19 protein-coding genes are annotated in these 20,256 nt (G+C 70.3%); 11 read left to right on the plus strand and 8 right to left on the minus strand.

Translation table 11 applies throughout. The features are described from left to right. Positions 1-9 precede the first annotated feature (9 nt). The 3 genes from KLK06_RS39575 to KLK06_RS39585 are packed head-to-tail and all read left to right on the plus strand — an operon-like array spanning position 10 to position 2,869. Entirely contained in the window at positions 10-921 is a 912-nt protein-coding gene (locus KLK06_RS39575) for an aminoglycoside phosphotransferase family protein (protein ID WP_214640801.1), read from the plus strand. Positions 922-962: 41 nt separating this feature from the next. Continuing rightward, positions 963-2,273 (plus strand): PASTA domain-containing protein, encoded by a 1,311-nt coding sequence (locus tag KLK06_RS39580; protein ID WP_214640802.1) that lies wholly within the window; start codon positions 963-965, stop codon positions 2,271-2,273. Further along, the gene (locus KLK06_RS39585; RefSeq protein ID WP_214640803.1) at positions 2,270-2,869 is read left to right on the plus strand and encodes a hypothetical protein; all 600 of its coding nucleotides are present in this window, start codon (positions 2,270-2,272) and stop codon (positions 2,867-2,869) included. The genes KLK06_RS39580 and KLK06_RS39585 overlap by 4 nt, the downstream gene beginning before the upstream one ends. On the opposite strand, the gene KLK06_RS39590 is transcribed toward KLK06_RS39585, so the two are convergent. The 5 genes from KLK06_RS39590 to KLK06_RS39610 all read right to left on the minus strand — a co-directional run bounded on the left by KLK06_RS39590 (position 2,811) and on the right by KLK06_RS39610 (position 9,073). After that, positions 2,811-3,827 (minus strand): alpha/beta hydrolase, encoded by a 1,017-nt coding sequence (locus tag KLK06_RS39590; RefSeq protein ID WP_214640804.1) that lies wholly within the window; start codon positions 3,825-3,827, stop codon positions 2,811-2,813. The two genes, KLK06_RS39585 and KLK06_RS39590, sit on opposite strands and share 59 nt — an antisense overlap. Then, a complete protein-coding gene (locus KLK06_RS39595) occupies positions 3,824-4,978 on the minus strand; it encodes an FAD-dependent monooxygenase (RefSeq protein ID WP_214640805.1) in 1,155 nt (384 codons plus the stop codon). Before KLK06_RS39595 ends, KLK06_RS39590 begins: the two co-directional genes overlap by 4 nt. Continuing rightward, positions 4,968-5,441: a GbsR/MarR family transcriptional regulator gene (locus KLK06_RS39600; RefSeq protein WP_214640806.1), complete on the minus strand. Its 474-nt coding sequence runs from the start codon at positions 5,439-5,441 to the stop codon at positions 4,968-4,970. Before KLK06_RS39600 ends, KLK06_RS39595 begins: the two co-directional genes overlap by 11 nt. A 69-nt stretch (positions 5,442-5,510) precedes the next feature. Continuing rightward, a complete protein-coding gene (locus KLK06_RS39605) occupies positions 5,511-7,733 on the minus strand; it encodes an arylsulfatase (RefSeq protein ID WP_214640807.1) in 2,223 nt (740 codons plus the stop codon). Beyond that, entirely contained in the window at positions 7,730-9,073 is a 1,344-nt protein-coding gene (locus KLK06_RS39610) for an MFS transporter (RefSeq protein WP_214640808.1), read from the minus strand. The genes KLK06_RS39605 and KLK06_RS39610 overlap by 4 nt, the downstream gene beginning before the upstream one ends. 72 nt (positions 9,074-9,145) lie before the next feature. Here KLK06_RS39610 and KLK06_RS39615 point away from each other — a divergent pair, with 72 nt between their 5' ends. The 3 genes from KLK06_RS39615 to KLK06_RS39625 all read left to right on the plus strand — a co-directional run bounded on the left by KLK06_RS39615 (position 9,146) and on the right by KLK06_RS39625 (position 11,591). Next, the gene (locus KLK06_RS39615) at positions 9,146-10,081 is read left to right on the plus strand and encodes a LysR family transcriptional regulator (RefSeq protein WP_214640809.1); all 936 of its coding nucleotides are present in this window, start codon (positions 9,146-9,148) and stop codon (positions 10,079-10,081) included. Positions 10,082-10,123: 42 nt separating this feature from the next. Next, positions 10,124-10,690 (plus strand): carboxymuconolactone decarboxylase family protein, encoded by a 567-nt coding sequence (locus KLK06_RS39620; RefSeq protein ID WP_214640810.1) that lies wholly within the window; start codon positions 10,124-10,126, stop codon positions 10,688-10,690. Positions 10,691-10,796: 106 nt separating this feature from the next. Next, positions 10,797-11,591, plus strand: coding sequence for a maleylpyruvate isomerase family mycothiol-dependent enzyme (locus KLK06_RS39625; RefSeq protein WP_214640811.1), 795 nt, complete (start codon positions 10,797-10,799; stop codon positions 11,589-11,591). Between the two features lie 49 nt (positions 11,592-11,640). Here the strand turns inward: KLK06_RS39625 and KLK06_RS39630 are convergent, their stop codons facing one another. Next, positions 11,641-12,537: a sugar phosphate isomerase/epimerase gene (locus KLK06_RS39630; RefSeq protein WP_214640812.1), complete on the minus strand. Its 897-nt coding sequence runs from the start codon at positions 12,535-12,537 to the stop codon at positions 11,641-11,643. A 9-nt stretch (positions 12,538-12,546) separates the two neighbouring features. Further along, positions 12,547-14,661: a PQQ-dependent sugar dehydrogenase gene (locus KLK06_RS39635; protein ID WP_214640813.1), complete on the minus strand. Its 2,115-nt coding sequence runs from the start codon at positions 14,659-14,661 to the stop codon at positions 12,547-12,549. Between the two features lie 226 nt (positions 14,662-14,887). Here KLK06_RS39635 and KLK06_RS39640 point away from each other — a divergent pair, with 226 nt between their 5' ends. The 5 genes from KLK06_RS39640 to KLK06_RS39660 all read left to right on the plus strand — a co-directional run bounded on the left by KLK06_RS39640 (position 14,888) and on the right by KLK06_RS39660 (position 19,979). Continuing rightward, positions 14,888-15,238: a hypothetical protein gene (locus KLK06_RS39640; RefSeq protein WP_214640814.1), complete on the plus strand. Its 351-nt coding sequence runs from the start codon at positions 14,888-14,890 to the stop codon at positions 15,236-15,238. Then, positions 15,235-15,693: a hypothetical protein gene (locus tag KLK06_RS39645; RefSeq protein ID WP_214640815.1), complete on the plus strand. Its 459-nt coding sequence runs from the start codon at positions 15,235-15,237 to the stop codon at positions 15,691-15,693. Before KLK06_RS39640 ends, KLK06_RS39645 begins: the two co-directional genes overlap by 4 nt. Positions 15,694-15,755: 62 nt before the next feature. Continuing rightward, positions 15,756-17,267: an RICIN domain-containing protein gene (locus KLK06_RS39650; protein ID WP_214640816.1), complete on the plus strand. Its 1,512-nt coding sequence runs from the start codon at positions 15,756-15,758 to the stop codon at positions 17,265-17,267. Between the two features lie 73 nt (positions 17,268-17,340). Then, a complete protein-coding gene (locus tag KLK06_RS39655) occupies positions 17,341-17,961 on the plus strand; it encodes a YoaK family protein (protein WP_214640817.1) in 621 nt (206 codons plus the stop codon). Between the two features lie 95 nt (positions 17,962-18,056). Next, positions 18,057-19,979: a glycosyltransferase family 39 protein gene (locus tag KLK06_RS39660; protein WP_214640818.1), complete on the plus strand. Its 1,923-nt coding sequence runs from the start codon at positions 18,057-18,059 to the stop codon at positions 19,977-19,979. A 49-nt stretch (positions 19,980-20,028) separates the two neighbouring features. Here the strand turns inward: KLK06_RS39660 and KLK06_RS39665 are convergent, their stop codons facing one another. Continuing rightward, complete coding sequence (locus KLK06_RS39665; protein WP_214640819.1) at positions 20,029-20,241, minus strand: hypothetical protein; 213 nt, start codon at positions 20,239-20,241, stop codon at positions 20,029-20,031. Positions 20,242-20,256 lie beyond the last annotated feature (15 nt).

The raw sequence follows: 20,256 nt of genomic DNA on the forward strand, positions 1-20,256 counted from the left end.
AAGGCGCCCATGACCACTGGCAAGATGCACGCGAACGAGCCCGACATCGACACCCACCTCGTCCGCCGGCTGCTCGCCGGCCAGTTCCCCCAATGGGCCGAGCTGCCCATCGAGCCGTTCCCCTCCTCGGGCACGGTCAACGCGGTCTACCGGCTCGGCGACGACCTGTCCGTCCGCCTGCCCCGCGTGAAGGCAGGCGTCAAGGACGCGGTGAGCGAACGCCAGTGGCTGCCCAGGCTCGCGCCGCTCCTGCCCGTGACCATTCCAACAGTCCTGGAAACCGGGGAACCCGCCGAGGGCTACCCCTGGAACTGGACCGTCTGCCCCTGGCTGGCCGGCGACAATCCCGTCGTCAACGCGCTGCCCCACCCCGACCTGCTGGCCAAGGACCTGGCCGCCTTCATCATCGCGCTGCGCCGGATCGATCCCGCAGGGGCCCCGCCCGCCTACCGAGGCGGTCCGTTGGCGGCGCTCGACACCGAGACCCGGGCCGCGATCGACGAGCTGCACGGATTCATCGACACGCAGGCGGCGACGCGCGTCTGGAACGCCACCCTGAAGGCCCCGGACTGGTCAGGGCCGCCCATCTGGTCCCATGCCGATCTGATGCCCGGCAACCTGCTGGTCGAGCAGGGCCGGCTGAGCGCGGTCATCGACTTCGGCTGCATGGGCATCGGCGATCCGGCCTGTGACCTGATCCCTGCCTGGAACCTGCTGCCCGCCCCAACCCGCCCGGCCTTCCGCGCGGCCCTGGGCGCCGATGACGCGATGTGGGTACGCGGCCGCGGCTGGGCCCTGTCCATGGCGCTGATCCAGCTCCCGTACTACCACCGCACGAACCCCGGCATCGCCGCCAACGCCCGCCACGTCATCCACGAAGTCCTCACCGAGGCCCAGCAGGAGGCGTCGGAAATCGCCTGATTCATCATCACCGCCTGTAACGCGAGCGTCACTCTTTCGAATTGAGTAGTGACCTACTCATGTCCTGGCCGGACGGCGTGCCTAGCGTCGAGGCTGATGTCAGGGAGGTGGCGATGCGGCGGTACGGGCTGGTGGCCTACGCGGTTGCCGCGAGCGTGATGGTGCTGATGGCCGCGAGCCTGATCGGGCCGGCGAGCCCGGCGACGGCCACGACCCTGATCAGGCCGGCGAGCCCAGCGATGGCCGGAGCCACGGCGCCGACAGGCGAGCCGGTGGTAGGCGGGTCGGTGACACCGACGGCCGAGCAGTCTTGCCCGACGCTGTCCGAATGGAACAGCGAGACGCACGACGGCAGCCACCCGGGGCCCGTGCCGAACGTCATGGGGATGACGCGGGAGAACGCGAAAGCCACCCTGGCGCAGGCCGGGTTCGACACGGAGGCGACGCCTTCTGACGCGGCGGCCGACTGGACGGTGACCGACCAGACCCCGACCAGCGAGGAGCTCGCGAACTGCGGCTCCACCGTGACCATCGACCTGGAAGCGCCGACCGTGGAGGTCCCGGACGTCGTCGGCGACCCGCTCGATCAAGCGGAACAGGAGGTACGGGACCAAGGGCTCGTCTCGTCCGTGGCCCAGGGAGAGGCCGCCGAACCGCGCGTGGTGGACTCCCAGGATCCCGCAGCCGGGACGCGGGTGCCGAAGGGCAGCACCGTGACGCTGCGCCTGCGTCCCCCCACGCCGGTGTCCCCGACTCCCGAACAAGTCACGGTCCCCGACCTGAGCGGGCTCAGCGCGAGCGCGGCGAGACGGCGGGTCCAGGAACGGGGGCTCACGCTCATCGTCGGGAGCGGAGATTCCGGCAATGTGAGCGAGCAGGAGCCGGCCGCCGGCAGCCTCGTCGAACGCGGTAGCTCCGTCACCGTCACACTGACACCGGTCACCGGTCCGACCGACCCCGCGAGCCCCACCGTCACCCCCACCGACACCGACGAGTCGCCGGAGGCCGGCACCATCGACACCGACGAGAGGGGCTCGTCGAGCACGCCACTGCCCGGCTTGCTGGTGGTCGTGCTCGTGGCGGCGGCCGTCCTGGTCTGGGCGCTACGCCGCGCCCGCCGCAGGCGGGAGACGCCCGCGATGGCCGCGGCATCCGCGATGACCGACATGACCGCGACCACCGTCATGCCGACAACGTCCGCGACGCCGCCGACGCCCTCAGTCGTCTGCGTGCCGTACGCCGACCTCTCGCCCTACCTGGAGCTCCGCGAGCTGGTGGCCCCCTCGCTCAGCCTCGACTTCGTCTGCCATCACGACCAGGGCCGCCAGGAGATCAGGGAGATCGTACGGTGATCGTCACCTTCACCACCCACCCCAGCACCGCCGACCTGCTGCTCTACGCCGATCCGCGACATGCGGCCCAGGAGCTGTCGCGGGCCGTGGACGCCCACCGGGTGCTCGACGAGATCACCCGGCAGGTCCAGGCGCCGCCCGGCGAGCTGCTGCACAAGGCCGCGGAGGCGGGCGCCACGCTGCTGGGCGGCATCGACGTGGGCTCGGTGCTGCTGGGCGGCTGGGCGAAATACCGCAGTCTGCGGGCCGCGGCCCGCAGAACCTTGGACAACCCGGGCCTGGGGCTGATGGTGCCCCTGGCCGAGCATGAGGTCGTCTCCCACCACGAGCCCTATGTCGAGGTGCAGGTCAACGGCCAGCCCGTGGGCCGGGTGACCTTCGGGATAGACCTGATCCTGCACCTCACAATGGTGACCGCGAGTGTCCGGGCCGGTCGGCTGATGCGCCTGACCGGGGGCGCCTGCACGGCCGCCATCGCCTGCAAGATCCATGGCGTCGAGGTGGCCAGAAAGGAATTCGAGCTGGTCACGTTGCCGATCAACCGCGACCTCGGAGAGGGTTTTCCCCTGCTTCCCGAGGCACGGATGGCGAGCTGACGGACCCGTCCACCTCCAGGAATTCGGGGCGCAGCCCACGGGTGCGCACCTCGCTGGCCGGTGGCGAGGGGACAAAACGGGGCGCCTGGCGAAGATGCCGGTCGAACCATTCGACGGCGATCGTCATGGATTGACCGAGCCCCGGTTCCACGGACAGGCCGCGCTCGTCGAAGGGCAGGAGCTCCAGCTGCTTCGGTTCGCGGGCCTTGGCGTACGCGTCCAGGACCTCGCCGATGTCGTGGGTCAGGTCCTCCCGTCCGGTGACCATGAGCAGCGGTCGCGGCGCGACGCGATCGATGAACGCCTCCGGCGCCCAGAGCAGGACCTGGGCCAGGGACTCCACCTCCACCTCGTCGTCGAACGTCGGGAACACCTCCTTGGCGAGCTGCAAGTAGTCCGCGATGTCCGAGTCGCCGTTCCCGAGCAGTGGCGTCCGAATCCCCGTCCCGGTCTCGTACCGTTGCTGCCGGTCACGGTCGACAGCGTCCAGCATCGTCTGGACGCCGGGCCGCCCGCGGGCCTTCTCCATCGCCCGCCAGCCGCTGAACATGCTGGGGTTCTGGCAGACCACGCACGTCACCCGCCGATCGATGGCGGCCGCCTGGATCATCACGGTGGCGCCGAGACTGTGTCCCCACAGCCCGATCCGCGCCGGGTCGACCTCGGGCCGGCTCGCCAGGAAGGAGACGCCGTTACGTACGTCGTCGACGTATCGCTGCGGGAAGACCTGCCCACGCGGGAGGCCCTCGCTGGCACCGATGGTGCGGTAGTCGATCGCGAGTACGGCGAAGCCGGCTCGAACCAGGTAGGCGGCGCTGGGCGCCAGCGCCTCCTTGACCATGTGGACGCTGTGCCCCATCACCACGCCGGGGACGGCCTCGCCCGTGTCGTCGGGCAGGTAGAGGTCCGCGGCGCAACGGACGTCGCCGCTGCGGAACATGATGTGCTCGACCGTCATCGGACCTCCACGACGGGCGGCGTCCAGTCCCACAGCCTGGCGCTCTTACGGCGGGCGACGCCGGAGGATGCCCGGCGCGTCATGGCGGTCATGATCCGGTAGGTGAACGGGCTCGTCGACAGGGTGAGCTTCGGGTCGGTCCGCGCCATGCGCTGCACCTGCTGCGTCCGGTGCCGGCGGGTCCGGTCATAGGCGGCCAGGGCCTCGGCGACGGGGGCGACGCTCAACTCGGCGGCGAGTACGGTCGCGTCCTCCAGCGCCTGGCAGGCGCCCTGGGCCAGGAACGGCGTCATGGCATGGGCCGCGTCACCGAGCAGGGCGGTGCGTCCCGCCGCATAGGCGGGCAGCGGGTCCAGGTCGTAGATGTCGTGGCGGAGCACCTGCTCGGACGGCGTGGCCGCCAGCAGGGCAGGGATCGGATCGTGCCAGCCTCGCGTCCGGCGCCGCACCTCAGCGAGGTCGTCGTCATAGCGCCGCCCCGGCTCCTCCTGCCTGACGGTCAGGAACCAGAACACCCGCTCCCCGGTCAGGGGGTGCGCCCCGAACCGGGCGCCGCGTCCCCAGGTCTGGAAGCCGTTCACCGGCCACACCGAGCCGGGCTCGGTCACTCCGCGCCAGCACAGGATGCGCTGGAAGATGGGTTCGGGCGTGTCCGGCCATACCTGGCGGCGCACGGCGCTGTGGATGCCGTCGGCTCCGACCAGGAGGTCCGCCGTCGTCGTACGCGTGTCCCCGCCGTCGACGTAGGTGACCGTGACCCCATCTCCGGTCTCCTGGACGCCGGTGACTTCCGCGCCGGTGTGCAGCCGATCGGCCGGTACGTGCCGCGCCAGCACACGTTGCAGGTCGGCGCGATGATTGGCCAGGAGCGGGGCGTCGGTACCGGGTTGGAAGCGCATCAGATATTCGCCGCCGGGCAGCCGCATCGTGGCGCCCGCCTCGGTCGGCACCGAGCATGCCCGGAACTCCTCGCCGACCCCCAGGGCGTCGGCGGCTCTTAACGCGTTCGGCGCGAACGACCAGCCGGCCCCCGCCTCCTCCAGTTTCGGCGCCCGTTCCAGCACGGTCACCGTCCAGCCGGTTCTCAGCAGGCCGATGGCCGCGGCCAGGCCGCCGATGCCGGCTCCCGCCACGATCGCCTCACGATTCATCGTCTTCCTCCTCCTCTGACGCCGGTCCCGGCATGCTCGCGAAGGCCCTGTCCATCCAGTCGAAGACGTCATGCGCCACACGCAGGCGCCGTCGGCGGGCTCGGTCCGGTCCGGCGATCTCCATGCCCTCCGCGGCGATCTCGCGGAAGGCGGCGAGGCCGGCGACCCGGCGTCTGACCACCGTCTCCCAGGCGTCGTCGCCCACGTAGTAGTAGTTGGTCTTCTGCCCTGGCCGGGTCCGCCTGCGGACGAACCCTGCGTCGATCAGCACCCGCATGTTCGTGGTGAGCGAGGCCCTGCTGGCGCCGATCGCCTCCGCGATCTCCCCCGGGGACTGCTCCGGCGGATCACAGATCATCAACCACGCGAGAGCCCGGCCGGCGATCGGTGGCACACCGTACTCATCCGCACAGAACATCGCCGCCCGCTCCACCCAGCCGAGCACCCGATCCTCATCAGTCACCCGCATCTCCTCTCATCGACTAGCAATTACAGTAAATACTGAATTAGCTAGCCAATGCAAGAGGGATGGTCAGTCGAAGGTCTCGTGGGTGGTGGCCGGGATGTCGTCGTCCAGCTCGACGCGGACCCGATCGATCGTCCCGGTGAAGGGGAAGCCGCGCGGATAGTCCCAGCTCACCGGCGACAGGGCGTCACGGCCCAGCACCAGGCCCTGCCAGCCGATCAGGTAGCGCGCGGTCGTGAGCGGCTCCTTGCCGCCGGCCGGGCGACCGTCGACGGCCAGTTCGGCGACGCCCTGGCGGGGGCCGGTCCTCGTGAAGATCATGGACAGGACGCGGTCGCCGGGCGGCAGGTCGCGGTCGCCGTGCACGCGGTAGCGGGTGCCCTGGTGGTTGTACTCGTAGTGGAGCCGACCGCCGGCGACGTACAGGACGTGACCACCATTGACGTCGCCCTGCGAGATGAGCACGCCTTCGTCGCCCGCCCGCAAGCGGACGTGGGCGTCGATGCGGTACGAGCGGTCGTAGATCAGCGGAGTGACCCCGCCGGGGATGCGGCTCATCTCCGGGTAGAGCACGAAGCTCCGTCGCCGCCTGGGCGAGGCCGCGCTGTGGTACATCGCGGCCCGCTCGGCGAAGTTGCGATCGTCCAGCGGGAAGACGTCGTAGCGGTCGGCCTCGGACCACCAGCGGCCGATCAGCTCATGCAGCACATCCGGGCGCTCGGCCGCCAGGTCATGGCATTCGGAGAAGTCCTTGTCCAGGTGGTACAGCTCCCACCGGTCCTCCTCGTAGGCGGCGCCACGCTCGTGGTAGGCGACGGCCTTCCATCCCTCGTGCCAGATCGCGCGGTGCCCGTACATCTCGAAATACTGGGTGGTGCGGCGGGTCGGCGTCGCGCCGTCGGTGAACGTGTAGCGCATGGACATGCCGTGCACCGGCAACTGCGCGAGCCCGCGGTAGGTCTGCGGCATCTCGGCGCCGACGATGTCCAGGATCGTCGGCGTCACGTCGATGACGTCGTGGAACTGCGCCCGCACGCCACCACCGGCGACCCGCCCCGGCCACGAGACGATGAGCGGGGCCCGGACACCCCCGGCGTGCGTGTTCTGCTTGTACCGCTTGAGCGGGGTGTTGCCCGCCTGCGCCCAGCCCCAGGGGTAGTTGCCGTGGCAGCGTGGGCCACCGATCTCGTCGAGCCGGGCGTAGTTGTCGGCGTGGGAGACCTCGTCCCCGTTCTCGTAGGCGATGGAGTTGGTGTTGCCGAGCCTGCCTCCCTCCTGGCTGGCGCCGTTGTCCGACAGGAGCACGATCAGCGTGTCCTGCCGGGTGCCGATGCGGTCGAGGTGCGCGAGGAGCCGGTTCAGGTGGGCGTCGGTGTGCTCCAGCATCGCGGCGAACGCCTCCTGCAGCCGGGCGGCCACGGCGCGCTCCTCCTCGGGCAGCTCGGCCCAGGGGTGTACGCCGTCGTTGCGCGGCGCCAGCGCGGTGCCGGGCGGGATGATCCCGAGTTCGAGCTGCCTGGCGTGGCGGCGCTCCCTGATCACGTCCCAGCCCTCGTCGTAGCGGCCTCGGTAGCGCCGCAGGTACTCCTCGGGCGCCTGATGCGGCGCGTGGCCCGCCCCCATGGCCAGGTAGAGGAAGTACGGCTTGTCGGGCCCCACCGACTTGTGGTCCGAGATACAGGCGATGGCCCGATCGACGAGGTCCTCGGTCAGGTGGTAGCCCTCCTCCGGCGTCTTCGGCGGCTCCACCCGGTGGTTGTCCTGGACCAGCTCGGGATAGTACTGGTCGCTGATGCCCTCCAGGAAGCCGTAGTAGCGGTCGAAGCCCCGGCCCAGCGGCCACTGGTCGTAGGGGCCGATCGCGCTGGTCTGGTCCATCGGGGCCAGGTGCCACTTGCCGAGCGCGTAGGTGTTGTAACCGGTCTCGCGCAGCACCTCGGCGATCGTGGCCGCGCGGTGGGTCACGGTGCCGCGTTTGCCGGGAAAGCCGCTGTCGGCGTTGGACAGCAGGGACATGCCGACGGCGTGGTGGTTGCGGCCGGTGAGGAGCGAGGCGCGGGTGGGCGAGCACAGGGGCGTGACGTGGAAGTTGGTGTAGCGCAGCCCGTCGCCGGCCAGCCCGTCCATGGCGGGCGTGGCGATCTCCGATCCGTAGCAGCCGAGGCTGCCGAACCCGACGTCGTCGAGGACGACGACGATCACGTCCGGCGCGCCCTCGCGCGGCTTGGGCGGCTCCGGCCACCATGGCGTGGAGTCCTGGTAGGTACGCCCCACATTTCCGGCCGTCATGCGTACACCCTCTCCTCGAGCTGGCGAAGCGTCAGACCGCGGGTCTCCGGAGCCAGCCGGTAGGTCACCGCCACGTTCAGCAGCGCCAGGCCCGCGATCACCAGGAAGGACACCGCGCCGAGCGCTTCGAACATGCTCGGCAGCGCGAGCGTGCCGACCACGCTGCCCGTCTTGCCGACCATGTTGACGATGCCGATGGCGCGTCCGCGCACCGAGGCGGGGAACAGCTCGGGCGCCCAGGAGTAGAAGGCCAGCGAGGTGCCGCCGTTGATCACCGCGATCGTGATCGCGAAGGCCACCAGGACGAGCCACGAGGTGCCGAACCCGGCCCAGATGAGGAACGTGCACACGGCGGCGATCGCCGTGCCGGTGAGCGCGATGAAGCGGCGGCCGATCGACTCGATCACCCACAGGCAGACGACGAGGCCGAGGATCACCGCGAGCGCCGTCGTGGCCGCGGTGAACAGCAGCGCGGTGAACGTGCTCGGCGTGACGATGCGACTGATCAGGGTGGGCTGGTAGAGCAGGATGGCTGAGCCGTACAGGTTGTTGCATCCCCAGTACACACACAGCATGACCATCATGATGGCCAGCGGCTTGCGGAAGAGCAGGCGCAGCGGGGCCGGCTGCCGGGGGCCGGGGGCGGCGGCCGGAGCGGCTTCGGGCGGGATCTCGCCGGAGGTGGCGTAGCGCCAGGCGGCCAGCGCCTCCTCGTGGCGGCCGTGGGCGCGCAGCCAGTACGGTGACTCGGGCGTGCGGCGCCGCAGGAACAGCAGCAGCACCGCCGCGATGGCCCCGGTGGCCATCACCCATCTCCAGTGCTGGGCGCCCGCGAGGGTGAAGATCAGCAGCGTTACCGCGATGGCGGTCAGCGCGCCCAGCATCCAGGCCACCCCGCCCAGACCGGTGAACGTCCCACGCCTCCTGGACGGGATGAACTCCGCGATCAGGGCGGCCGAGGCCGGCATGTCCGCGCCGATCGCGAAGCCGACGAAGAAGCGCAGCGCGATGAGCTGCCACACGTCATTGACGAGCAGGAACCCCAGTGAGGCCAGGACGAAAACGGCCATCGACGCGAAGAAGACGGGGCGGCGGCCGAGCCGGTCGGTCAGCGGGCCGGTCAGCACGGAGCCGAGGGCCATGCCGACGAACGCGGAGGCGCCCACGAGGCCGAGAAGTCCGGGATCGGGGGAGAGTTCGGGCTTGATGCCCAGCAGGGCGCCGGACAGGACCAGCAGGTCGTAGCCGTCTACGTAGTAACCACCGATGGCGGTCAGTGCGATCCTGCGCTGCCCTCTGGTCATGCGTCCCGTGTCGAATTCGACAGTTTCGCTCGTCATGCGGGCGAATCTATGCCGGACATATCCATTCGTCTATTGCCATAGTGCGACTGCAAACCATACGTTTTTCGAATGAGCGAGCGTCTGGACCTGCGGCTCAGCTGGCTGGCCACCTTCGTCGCCGTCGTGGACCACGGCAGCTTCACCGCCGCCGGGCGCGCCCTGGGCCGGTCGCAGCCGCGGGTGAGCGCGCACGTCGCGGGACTGGAGCAGGCGCTCGGCGGCACGCTGCTCATCCGTACCAGCAAGGAGCTCACGCTCACGGCCGCCGGCGCCCGGTTCCTGCCCAAGGCGCGGGCGGCGCTGGCGGAGATCCAGTCCGGCGTGGACGAGGTGCGCACCCTGGGGACCAAGCTCAAGGGCCGGGTCACGGTGGGCGGCTACCCGGGGCTGAGCGCCGTGCTGCTGGCGCCGCTGATGCAGCAGTTCCGCCGGCTGCATCCCGGGGTCACGGTGGTGCTGCGCGAGGGCGACCCGCTGCAACTGGAGGAGGCCCTCGCCCACGGCGAGGTCGACATCGCCCTGCGCACCTCTGACGTGCCGCAGGTGCACCACAACCTCCCCTCGACACACCTGTTCCACGAGAAGATCGTCCTGGTGGCGCCGGCCCGCCATCCCCTGGCCACCGCCTCCCCTCTGGACCTCGGGCTGCTGACCGAGGAGACCGTCATGGTCACCGGGGACCCCTATGGGGGCTGGGCCGACTACCGCGACAGGCTCGACCGGATCGGCGCCGACCCCGTCGAGATCATGGTCATCGCACAGCCCACCACCATCTCCGCCCTGGTGGCCGCCGGCTTGGGGGTGGCGATCCTGGGGGCGTTCGCCGCGCAGGTGGCGGTGTTCGGGGACGACGTGGTGATCCGGCCGCTACCGGGGCCGCTGTGGCAACGCGAGATCCGCCTGTATCGCCGGGCGGGACGCGTGGCCACCCCGACGGTGGACGCCTTCCTCGACCTCCTCCGCCAGGAGGCCCCGGCCCTGACCGCACGTACCGCTGTCTGGTAGCCGCTTTCGTGACGCTGATCCTTCACACAACCGGAGGTACCCATGGCGAGACTCAGCCTCATCCACCCTGACGACGCGACCGGGAACGCGGCCGAAACGCTCGCGGCCCTACCGATCAAGCTCAACATCTTCCGCATGCTGGCGCACGCGGAGTCGTGCGTGATCCCGCAGGTTCGACTGGGCCAGGCCATCCTCAGCAGTCTTGACCTCGGGCATCGACTGCGCGAACTGCTGATCCTGCTCGTGGCGCAGGTCGAGGGCGGCGCCTACGAATGGCGGCAGCACGTGCCGATCGCCCTGGGAGTCGGCGTGCCGCAGGCGCAGATCGACGCGATCGAACGGCTGGATCTCGGCAGCGACGTCTTCGACGACGCGGAGCGTGCGCTGCTCGCGTTCGGCAGGCAGGTGATCGAGACCGTCAGGGTCGAGGAGACCGTGTTCGATGCGGTTCGGGGACACTTCTCCGAGCGGCAGATCGTCGAGGCGATCCTGGCGATCGGCTTCTACATGACCATGGCCCGCCTGACCGAGGCGACGGAGACCGACCTCGACCCGGCCTCGGGAATGACCGTGTTCGACTCCATCCAGCCTCGGGACGCGTCCGGATGAACCGCGTGGTCCCGCCCGGGAATTATCGGCGGGCGCGACCGGCTACACGGGTGAGCTTGTGGACATCCCCGGTACGGCACCACCACCTTCCCTTTTGGAGCCGAACATGACCGATCGCGCCGACCAGATCATCGACGCTCTGCGCAGCGGACACGATCACTTGGCCGCTCTCGTACGCGGCCTCGCAGCCGACGACCTCACCCGGCCGTCCGGAGCGGCGGAATGGGACGTGTCGCAGGTGCTCAGCCACCTGGGCAGCGGCTCGGAGATCAACCTGGCCAACCTGGAGGCCTCGCTGAGCGGCGCCGCCGCACCGGACGGAGACTTCAACAAGACGGTCTGGGCCCGCTGGGACGCGATGTCCCCGGCCGAGCGGGCCGAGGGCTTTCTGGCCGCCAACGAGGCGCTGGTCAGCCGCTACGAAAGCCTCGACGCGCAGACGAGAACGGACCTGCGGATCGATCTCGGCTTCCTGCCCGTCCCCGTGGACGTCGCGACCGCGGCGGGTCTGCGGCTCAGCGAGTTCGCCCACCACTCCTGGGATGTCGAGGTCGCCTTCGACCCGGCGGCGGCCCTGGCCCCGGCCGCGACCGAACTGCTCCTCGACCAGGTGAGCCTGCTCCTCCACTTCATCGGCAAGGCCGACGCCCTTGGCGGCCGCCGGGGCAGTCTGACCATCCGGACCATCTCCCCCGAGCGCTCCTTCGGACTCGACGTGGGTGACACGGTCACCCTCATCGACGAGCCCGCCCAGCCCGACGCCGTCCTCAGCGCGCCGGCCGAGTGGTGGCTGCGGCTCACCACCGGCCGGCACTCTCCCGCGCACACGCCGGAGGTCGTGACTCTCACGGGCCAGACCCTCACCCTGGACGACCTGCGACTGGTCTTCCCCGGCTACTGAGCCCGGGACACCGAGCCCGGCCCCCGGGCCGGGCTCGGTGACGTGATCCCTAGAACCGCACCTTCCGCAGGTAGCGGTATCCGACCTCCGCGGTACGCCGGGGAGTCACGTCCGGGGTGTCGTTCTCCACGATGTACTCCTTCACGCGGTGCGCGTCGAAGATCCGCCGGAAGTCGATGGTCCCGGTGCCGAGGTCGGCCATGTCACCGTCGAGGTGCCGGTCCTTGACGTGGAACTGCAGCACCCGCTGCGGCGCCCGGCGGATGACGTCGAGCGTGAAGCGCACCGGGTCGGCGACGCCGCGCCCGATGCCGCCGGTGACCGCCCAGTAGATGTCGATCTCTAGATGGACCAGGCGCGGATCGAGCTCCGACGTGAGTACGTCCCACGGCGTCCGCCCGCCACCGAGGTCGGTCGTGAACTCGTGGGCGTGGTTGTGGTAGCCGTACCGCAGCCCAGCCGAGCGGGCGGCCGCCGCCTCGACGTTCATGCGCTCGGCCCACGCCTTCCACTCGTCCGCGCTGGTGGAGTTCAGGTAGGGCACGATCATGAAGGACTGGCCGAGGGTCAGCGCGTTGTTGATCTTCGTGTCCAGCGCGGCGGCGTCGGTGGTGAGGCCGTCGTGGCTGGAGCTGGCCCGGATGCCGATCCCGTCGAGGAACTCCCGGAGCTGCTGGGCCGTACGACCGAAGTAGCCGAGCGCGAGCTCGACCTTCGGATAGCCGGTCTCGGCCAGGTAGGCGAGGGTGGTGTCGTAGTTCTGGGAGAGGTCGTCGCGTACCGTCCAGAGCTGGATGCTGATCTGGTCGGGAGGGACGCGGTGACCGCCGTTGCCGAGCGGGGTCGCCGCGGCGGCGGGCGAAGCGGCGGCGGCCACGGCGCCCACCCCGAGTCCTAGGCCCGCGGCGAGCAAGGACCGCCTGCTGGGGCCATACCCGTAACACATGGGGATCTCCTAACGTGTGGGCTGGAGTACGACCTGGTCGCTGCCGGTCAGCGGGGGCAGATCGGCGCCACCGGGGTCGGTGTAGCCGGCGACGAAGACGCCGGTGAGGTGGTCGGTCTCGGGGTCGTGCCCGCTCGGCTCGGTGGTCTGGATGGAGCCCGTGCAGCCGCGGGCCGTGGTCTGCGGATGGCCGTGGTCGTCGTGGCCGAGGATGTAGTCCACGGTCACGTTGGCGCAGTCCACCGGCTGGTCGTCGGTGATCCGCACCTCGAACTCGACGACGTCGCCGAAGTGGAACGCCTGCCCCTCGGCGGGCCGGATCAGCTCCACGACCGGCGCGGCGTTGCCGACCACGATCCGCACCGACGTCGCCGCGGACCTGCCGGCGCTGTCGGTGACCTTGAGCGTGGCGTTGTAGAGGCCGTTCGCCTGGTAGGTGTACGACGCCTCGGGGCTGCGGGAGTCAACCGTGCCGTCGGCGTCGAAGTCCCACGCGTAGCGGAGTCTGTCACCGTCGGGGTCGGTCGTACCCGCGCTGGTGAAGCGGACGGTGAGCGGCGCGTGGCCGCTGGTCACCGACGCCGCGGCGGCCGGGATGGGGGTGTGGTTGCCAGTGTGGCCGATGTAGTCGTAGCGCGCGAGCTGGGCGTCCGGGTTCTCCTGGAAGTAGCCGTCGCCGTACTCCAGCACATAGAGCGCACCGTCCGGGCCGAACTCCATGTCCATCGGGTTGTCGAAGACGAACGACGGCAGCACGTCCTCGATCCGCCCGTCACGGTGGAACGCCTTGACGTAGTCACGGGTCCACTCGTAGAAGAGCGGAACGCCGTCGAAGTACTTTGGCCACGCCACCGGAGCGCGGCCGCGCGTGGTGCGCGGGTCGAAGTGGTACGCCGGGCCAGCCATCGGGCCGATGCCGCCGGTGCCCAGCGCCGGGAACTCCGCCGAAGGCCCGTAGGAGTACCACACGTCCGGCTGCGCCACCGGCGGCAGCTTGCGCAGGCCGGTGTTGTGCGGCGAATCGTTGACGGGCGCGGCGCAGTCGAACTTCGCGCCTGATGTGCCGGTCGCGAAGTCGTAGTCCACGTACGGGAGCCGCGCCGTCGCGCAGTACGGCCAGCCGTAGTTGCCGGCCTTGCGGATCAGCGCCCATTTGCCGGTCCCCGCCGGGCCGCGCAGCGGATCGGCCTCTCGCGCGTCGGGCGAGTAGTCGCCGACGTAGAGATCCCCGGTGGACCGGTTGACCTCGATGCGGAAGGGATTGCGCAGGCCCATCGCGTAGATCTCCGGCCGGGTGCCCGCTGTGCCGGACGGGAAGAGGTTGCCGCGGGGGATCGTGTAGGAGCCGTCCGCGCGCACCTTGATGCGGAGGACCTTGCCGCGCAGGTCGTTGGTGTTGCCGGCGCTGCGCTGGGCGTCGAAGGCGGGGTTGCGGTCGGGGCGCTCGTCGATCGGGGCGTAGCCGTCGGAGGAGAACGGGTTCGTGTCGTCGCCGGTCGACAGGTAGAGGTTGCCACCGGCGTCGAAGACGATGTCCCCGCCGACGTGGCAGCAGATGCCGCGATCCACCGGCACGTCGAGAACGCGCTGCTCGGTGCCGAGGTCGATCGTGGCGCCGGTGAAGCGGAACCGGGACAGCCGGATCAGCCCTTTGAAGGGCGCGAAGTCCGCCGGGGTGCCGGTGAGCGGGGCGTCACCCTCGTTGACGTCCGGCGTCGCCGGGTCGTCGATCGGAGTGTTGAGCGGCGGGGAGTAGTAGAGGTAGACCCAGTCGTCCGCCTTGGAGCCCTTGCCGAAGCCGGGGCTGAGGGCGATGCTCTGCAGCCCCTCCTCGTCGTGCCGGTAGACGTCGAGCCGTGCGGCCTGCGTGTTGAGGCCGGTCTTCGGATCATGCAACCAGATGACTCCGGTCCTGGTGGTGTGCAGGACCCTCGAATCCGGTAACACCGCCAGGTCCATCGGCTCGCCCGGATTGTCGTTCAGCGTCACCTTCTGGAACTGGTTGTCGGGCGGCGGAGCCACGGCGACGGCGCTCCCAGTGGTGCTCCCGGTGGCGTTCGCGGCGGTGGCCGGCATGAGGATCGCCGCAGCGGTCAGGGCGGCGATTGCGGTTCTCGTTCTCATGCCTCTCCCTTCGGTCGGCTCGGGGGGACAAGAGAGGGCAAATTAACGTGAATGTAACCCGACTTACGCCGACTGAGGAGGACCTAATCACGAACGATCATTCAGCTTTCGCCTCTTATCGGACTAAGCATCGTTTCTCACCTGATCTTCATGATTCATCGAGATCCATCTGAGACGGCTCGGACAGCGTTGAGGCCACTGAGAACCCCCCGACCGGACGGCCCGCATGAAACCAAGCAAGATCAGGATCGCCCTGGCGGTCATCGCCACGGCGGTCTCCCTCACCGCCTGCACCTCGACGACGGACCAGACCACCTCCGCCGGCGTGAGCACGTCCGCCACGAGCGCGTCCGCCCCGGCCGGGAAGGTTTCGGCGAACACCGCCGACGAGACCCAGATCACCGCCGCGCTCAAGGCCGCCGGAGTGACCAACCCCGAGCGGTGGGCCAAAGAGGTCATGGAGTACCGGCCCTACGCCGCCGACGACAACGACCTCACGTCGCTGCGGCAGAACCTGGCCAAGTACAACCCCGGCCAGGACACGGTTGACAAGATCGTCTCGGCGCTGACGCCATGATCGTGCGCAGAGGGCTCCTGGCCCTGGTTCTCATCAGCATCATGGGCGCCGCCTTAGAGCTCGCCGCCGAACGCCACTGGCAGACCTTGCAGCAGTTGCTCCCCTGGGGAGCGCTGGCCCTGCTCACGCTCGCGCTGGCCATGCTCGCCATCGGCCGGCCCCAGGGAGCGCTGACCACGGTACGGGTGCTCGCGCTGGCCGTGCTGCTGGTGGCGGCGTTCGGCGTGTACGCCCACGTGTCCGCCAACTACGACGCGGGCCTGCTCGACCAGCGCTACGCCGACACATGGGACGCCCTGTCCCCGCTGACCCGCTGGTGGTACGCCGTCAGCAAGTCGGTCGGCGCCGCGCCACCCCTGGCGCCCGGCATGCTCGCCCAGAGCGCGCTCCTCCTCCTGCTGGCCACTCTGACCCGCACTCGCACTGATACCCCGGACCCGGTGCCGAACCGGTAACCGGGAAAAGACACGCGCACGCTCCGTTAGCATGATCTGACACAAAGTGCCGGACGGAGCAGATGCGCAACCCCCCACGCGAACTCGCCCTGGTGATCGGCGCGGTGGCCGTGCTCAGCGCGGTCTTCACCGTGCTGGCCGGGATCTACGTCAACTTCGCCACCGACGGCCGGCCCGAGCTCAACCCGGCGCACATCCTGCCCGCGATCCTGTTCGCCTGCCTGGCCGCCGTGCTCCCGCCGCTGGGCGGCTTCCTGCAGTCACGCTGGGCCAACCGGACGGCGACCGCGACCGATCCGTTCACCGCCCACGACCTGCCCACGTTCAAGCGGCTGCTCAAGGACCTGCGCAGGGAGGCGAGCACACCCAGGTTCGCCGAGCTCCAGGCGCGCGCCGCCCGGCGAGGGCTCGCCTTCGACCGGGCCGACCTGGAGAAGGTCACCAAGCAGGGCGCCGGCTGGCTGACCGACGCCGAGCGCGCCGAGCCGGTCATCCGCGCCTTCCTCCTGGTGCACGACGTGCCGGACGCCGCGGCGGACAAGTGGCTCCAGTCCTACCGCAGGCTGGCCGATCCCCGGCCCGCTCCGCCCGCCCGCCGCACCAGGCTGGTCGTCGGCATCGTGGTGTCGGTCGCGTTCGCGACCGCGGCCTTCCTGACCTATGTGGTGTACGTCGACACCCACGTCCCCGACTCGCTCAAGCGCTCGAACGTGACGATCCTCTCCCTGTACGCATCCGGCAAGCCCCTGGTCGTCAGCACCTCCACCACCGCTCCCCCGCACGCCAGGCTGGGCGGCTCGGCCGTCGACACGGTCCCCGGCGCGGCCCAGCGGTGGGACCTCGAACCGGACAAGCGCGATGGCACGTTCTTCTACCGGATCCGCAACCGCCTGAGCGAGCGCTGCCTGACCCCGGAGGCCCGGCGCGTCACCGAGGGGATCTTCCTCACCGAGGCGGCCTGCGACGACTCCGACGACCAGCTCTGGCGGCTCACCGGCGACCACGCGATCGCCATCTCCTCCCCCCAGGGAGACCTGTGCGCCGAGCCCAACCAGAGCACCGCCGACTCGGGCACCCCGCTGGTCCTGCTGGCCTGCGCCGCCGACCGGCCCGGCCAGCGCTGGCTGGTCACCGCCCGCCTGCCGGACCTCGGCAGCTCGCTGGCCAGCGCGGAGAACGGCCGGTGCCTGGACGCCACGGGCACCACGGACCTGATCATGTGGGGCTGCCACGGCGGCGTCAACCAGGCGTTCGGTTACCAGCGGAACGCCCGGGGCGAGTACGCGATCACGAGCATGGGCGGCTGCCTGGCCGCCACCGGCCCGACGGATCGGCGACGCCCGGCCCGCGAGTCCTGCTCCGGCTCCGCCGGCCAGCTCTGGCGGTTCACCTACCGCTCGGCGTACAACCGCTGGCACTACTGGGAGGTCCAGCACGTCGCCAGCGGCCTGTGCCTGGAAATGGAGCCTGCCCGGCAGTCGGTGTCACTGCGCCCCTGCACACGCGCGAACGTCCAGCAGTGGCGCACCCCCGACTGGCTGAACCCCCCGAACACGCCCGCCCATCCTCAGTGACCCGTCTGCCAAGGTTTCTCCAGGTCGGCGCGCCTCCCGTCGCAGGCCGCGCGGGCGGCCCGACCATGGGAGGATGCCGGCCAGCAACCGCCTGCCCGTCCTGAGCCTGGCGCTGGCCTCGGGTGCCATGGACGCCTTCACCTTTCTCGCCCTGGGCCGGGTCTTCACCTCGAACATGACCGGCAACCTGGTCCTGCTCGGTGTGTCAGCGGGTCACGGCCGGTTCTCCGAGGCCCTGGGCTCGCTGGTGGCGCTGATCGCCTTCACCTGCGGCCTGGTCGCCACGTTCCGGTTCACCGCCTCGACCACCGGCTGGGGCACCCGCACCAGGCTGGCCCTGGCCGCCGAGCTGGGCCTGCTGATCGTGCTGGCCATCGCCTGGGCACTGTCCGGCCCCAACCTGCCGCTGATCGCGACCGCCGCCCTCGCCATGGGCGTCCAGAGTGCGGTGACCGACCGCCTGCACACCTTCATCGGCTCGACGACGTTCATCACCGGCGCGCTGACCAGCTCGATCTCCCGTTTCCTCACTCCCGGCACCGGGCAACCGCACATTCCCGAGCTGGTGGCCGTATTCCTCGCCCTGGCGCTCGGCGCCGCCGCCGCCACGGTGACCCTGCACCTGCTCCCCGCGGCGGCGCCCGTGATCGCGCTGCTGGGCGCGGCGCTCGCCCTGATCTCCAGTACGCGCTGACGGCCCCGAGCACTTCACGCCCTGACGTTTTCTTCTCACTGAGGCTTAATGGTCGCCTCACCGCGGTTCAAGGGCCGCCGTCGATGGTAGGCGTCATGAGCACGATGACCGCACAGTTGCTGGAGCGCCCGACCAGTGGCGCCCCGGCCGACCACCGGGGCGACCCGCGGTGGGCACGTCCCGCGATGTGGGGCGTGCTCGCCTTGGCCGCCGTCCTCTACACCTGGGCGCTCGGCCAGAACGGCTACGCCAACGACTACTACTCCGCCGCGATCTACTCCGGCACCCAGAGCTGGAAGGCCTTCTTCTTCGGAGCCCTCGACGCCGGTTCGTACATCACCGTCGACAAGCCACCACTCGCGCTGTGGGTGATGGGCCTGTCGGCCCGCCTCTTCGGGTTCGGAACGTGGAGCATGCTGCTCCCCCAGGCCATCGCGGGCGTCGCCGCCGTGGGCCTGGTCCATTCGGCGGTACGACGTACGCTCACCGCCAGGCTGATCGGCGACGGGGCGGGGCGCCTGGCCCACGTCGCGGCGCTGATCGCGGCTCTGGTGATGACGCTCACGCCGATCACGGTGGCCATCAACCGGGACAACAACCCCGACACGCTCCTGGTTCTGCTGCTGGTCGCGGCGGCCTGGTTCTGCCTGGAGGCGATCCGTACCGGCCGGACGCGTACGTTGCTGGTCACGGCGCTGCTGGTCGGCCTGGCGTTCAACACCAAGATGCTCCAGGCGTACCTGGTGCTGCCCGCCTTCGCGGCCGTCTACCTGATGGCCGCCCCGGGCCGGCCGCTGCGGCGGATCGGGCGGTTGCTCGCGGCCGGAGCGGTTCTCGTCGGCTCCAGCGGCTGGTGGCTGGCGATCGTCGATCTGTGGCCGTCGGGCAGCCGGCCGTACATCGGCGGCAGCGCGGACAACACCGTCTGGGACCTGGTCGTCGGCTACAACGGGCTCGGCCGGATCTTCGGTGCGAGCGGCGGGGGCAGCGGCGGCGGCGCCAACTTCGGCGGCGAGGCCGGGGCCACCCGGCTGTTCAACGACACGATGGCCGGGCAGATCTCCTGGCTGATCCCGTTCGCGGCCCTCGCCCTGGCCGTGGGGGTCGCCTTGGTCGGCCGTCGGCCGCGGACCGATCCGGTCCGGGCCGCGCTGCTGCTGTGGGGTGGCTGGCTGGCGATCCACTTCGTGGTGTTCAGCTTCTCGGAAGGCGGCTTCCACCCCTACTACGCCACCGCCATGGCTCCCGCGATCGCCGCTCTCACCGGGATCGGCGCGGTGCTGATGTGGCAGGCCTTCCGGCGGTCCGCCGCCTGGAGGTGGGTGCTGCCGCTCGGCATCGCCGTCACCGGTGGCTGGTCCTTCGTGGTGCTCCGCCGGACCACCGACTTCGTGTCGTGGCTGCCCTGGCTGGTCGTCGGCGCGACGGCGGTGGCGGTGCTCGGGCTCCTGGCGGTCGCGTTCGGCGCCAAGCGGCTGGCCGCCGTGGCCCTGGTCGCGGGGTTGTTCGGCGGTCTCGCCGGACCGGCCGCGTACGCGGTGACCCCGCTGACCTCGGCCGTCCAGGGCACCAACCCGACCGCGGGCCCGGCCGGCAGCGGCGGGATGGGTGGGATGGGCAGCAGGCCCGGTGGCACCCAGCAGCGTACGGCCGAAAGGCCGCAAACCGGCCGGCCCGGCGGTGGACAGGTGAGCACTCAACTGATCAAGTACCTGGAAGCCAACCAGGGCGACGCCACCTGGCTGGTGGCCGTCGACAGCGCGCAGAGCGCGTCCTCGATCATCCTGTCCAGCGGCAAGGCCGTCATCGCCATGGGCGGCTTCACCGGCAGCGACCCGGCCATGACCGTCGCCAAGCTCAAGGGGTACGTCACCGGCGGCACGCTCAAGTACATCCTGATCACCGACGGCAGAAGCTCGTCAGTGACCGAGTGGGTCAAGGCCAACGGCACCCTGGTGGACGCGTCCGCCTACGGAGGCACCGACAGCAGCGGCCAGGCTCTCTACCAACTCGGCTGACCACCGGTGCGGCCCGGGCGACGCTGGTCGCCCGGGCCGTTCGGCACGCTCATGGGCGCCGGTGCCGGTAGTGGTCGACGACCAGGGCGGCGGCGCACGCGAGAGTGGCCAGCCCGAATCCGATGCCGATGAAGATGTTGATGCCGATGTTCGAGGTCACGATGTTGAGCACGGCGCTGATCACGAGCAGGAGCCACAGCACGGGACGCGGCATCCCGCGCTGAGCGCCGGCGGGCTGGACCGAACTGGACGACTCGGACATGGTGTGCTCCTCACT

It is taken from the genome of Nonomuraea sp. NEAU-A123 (assembly GCF_018603905.1).
Taxonomy (GTDB): domain Bacteria; phylum Actinomycetota; class Actinomycetes; order Streptosporangiales; family Streptosporangiaceae; genus Nonomuraea.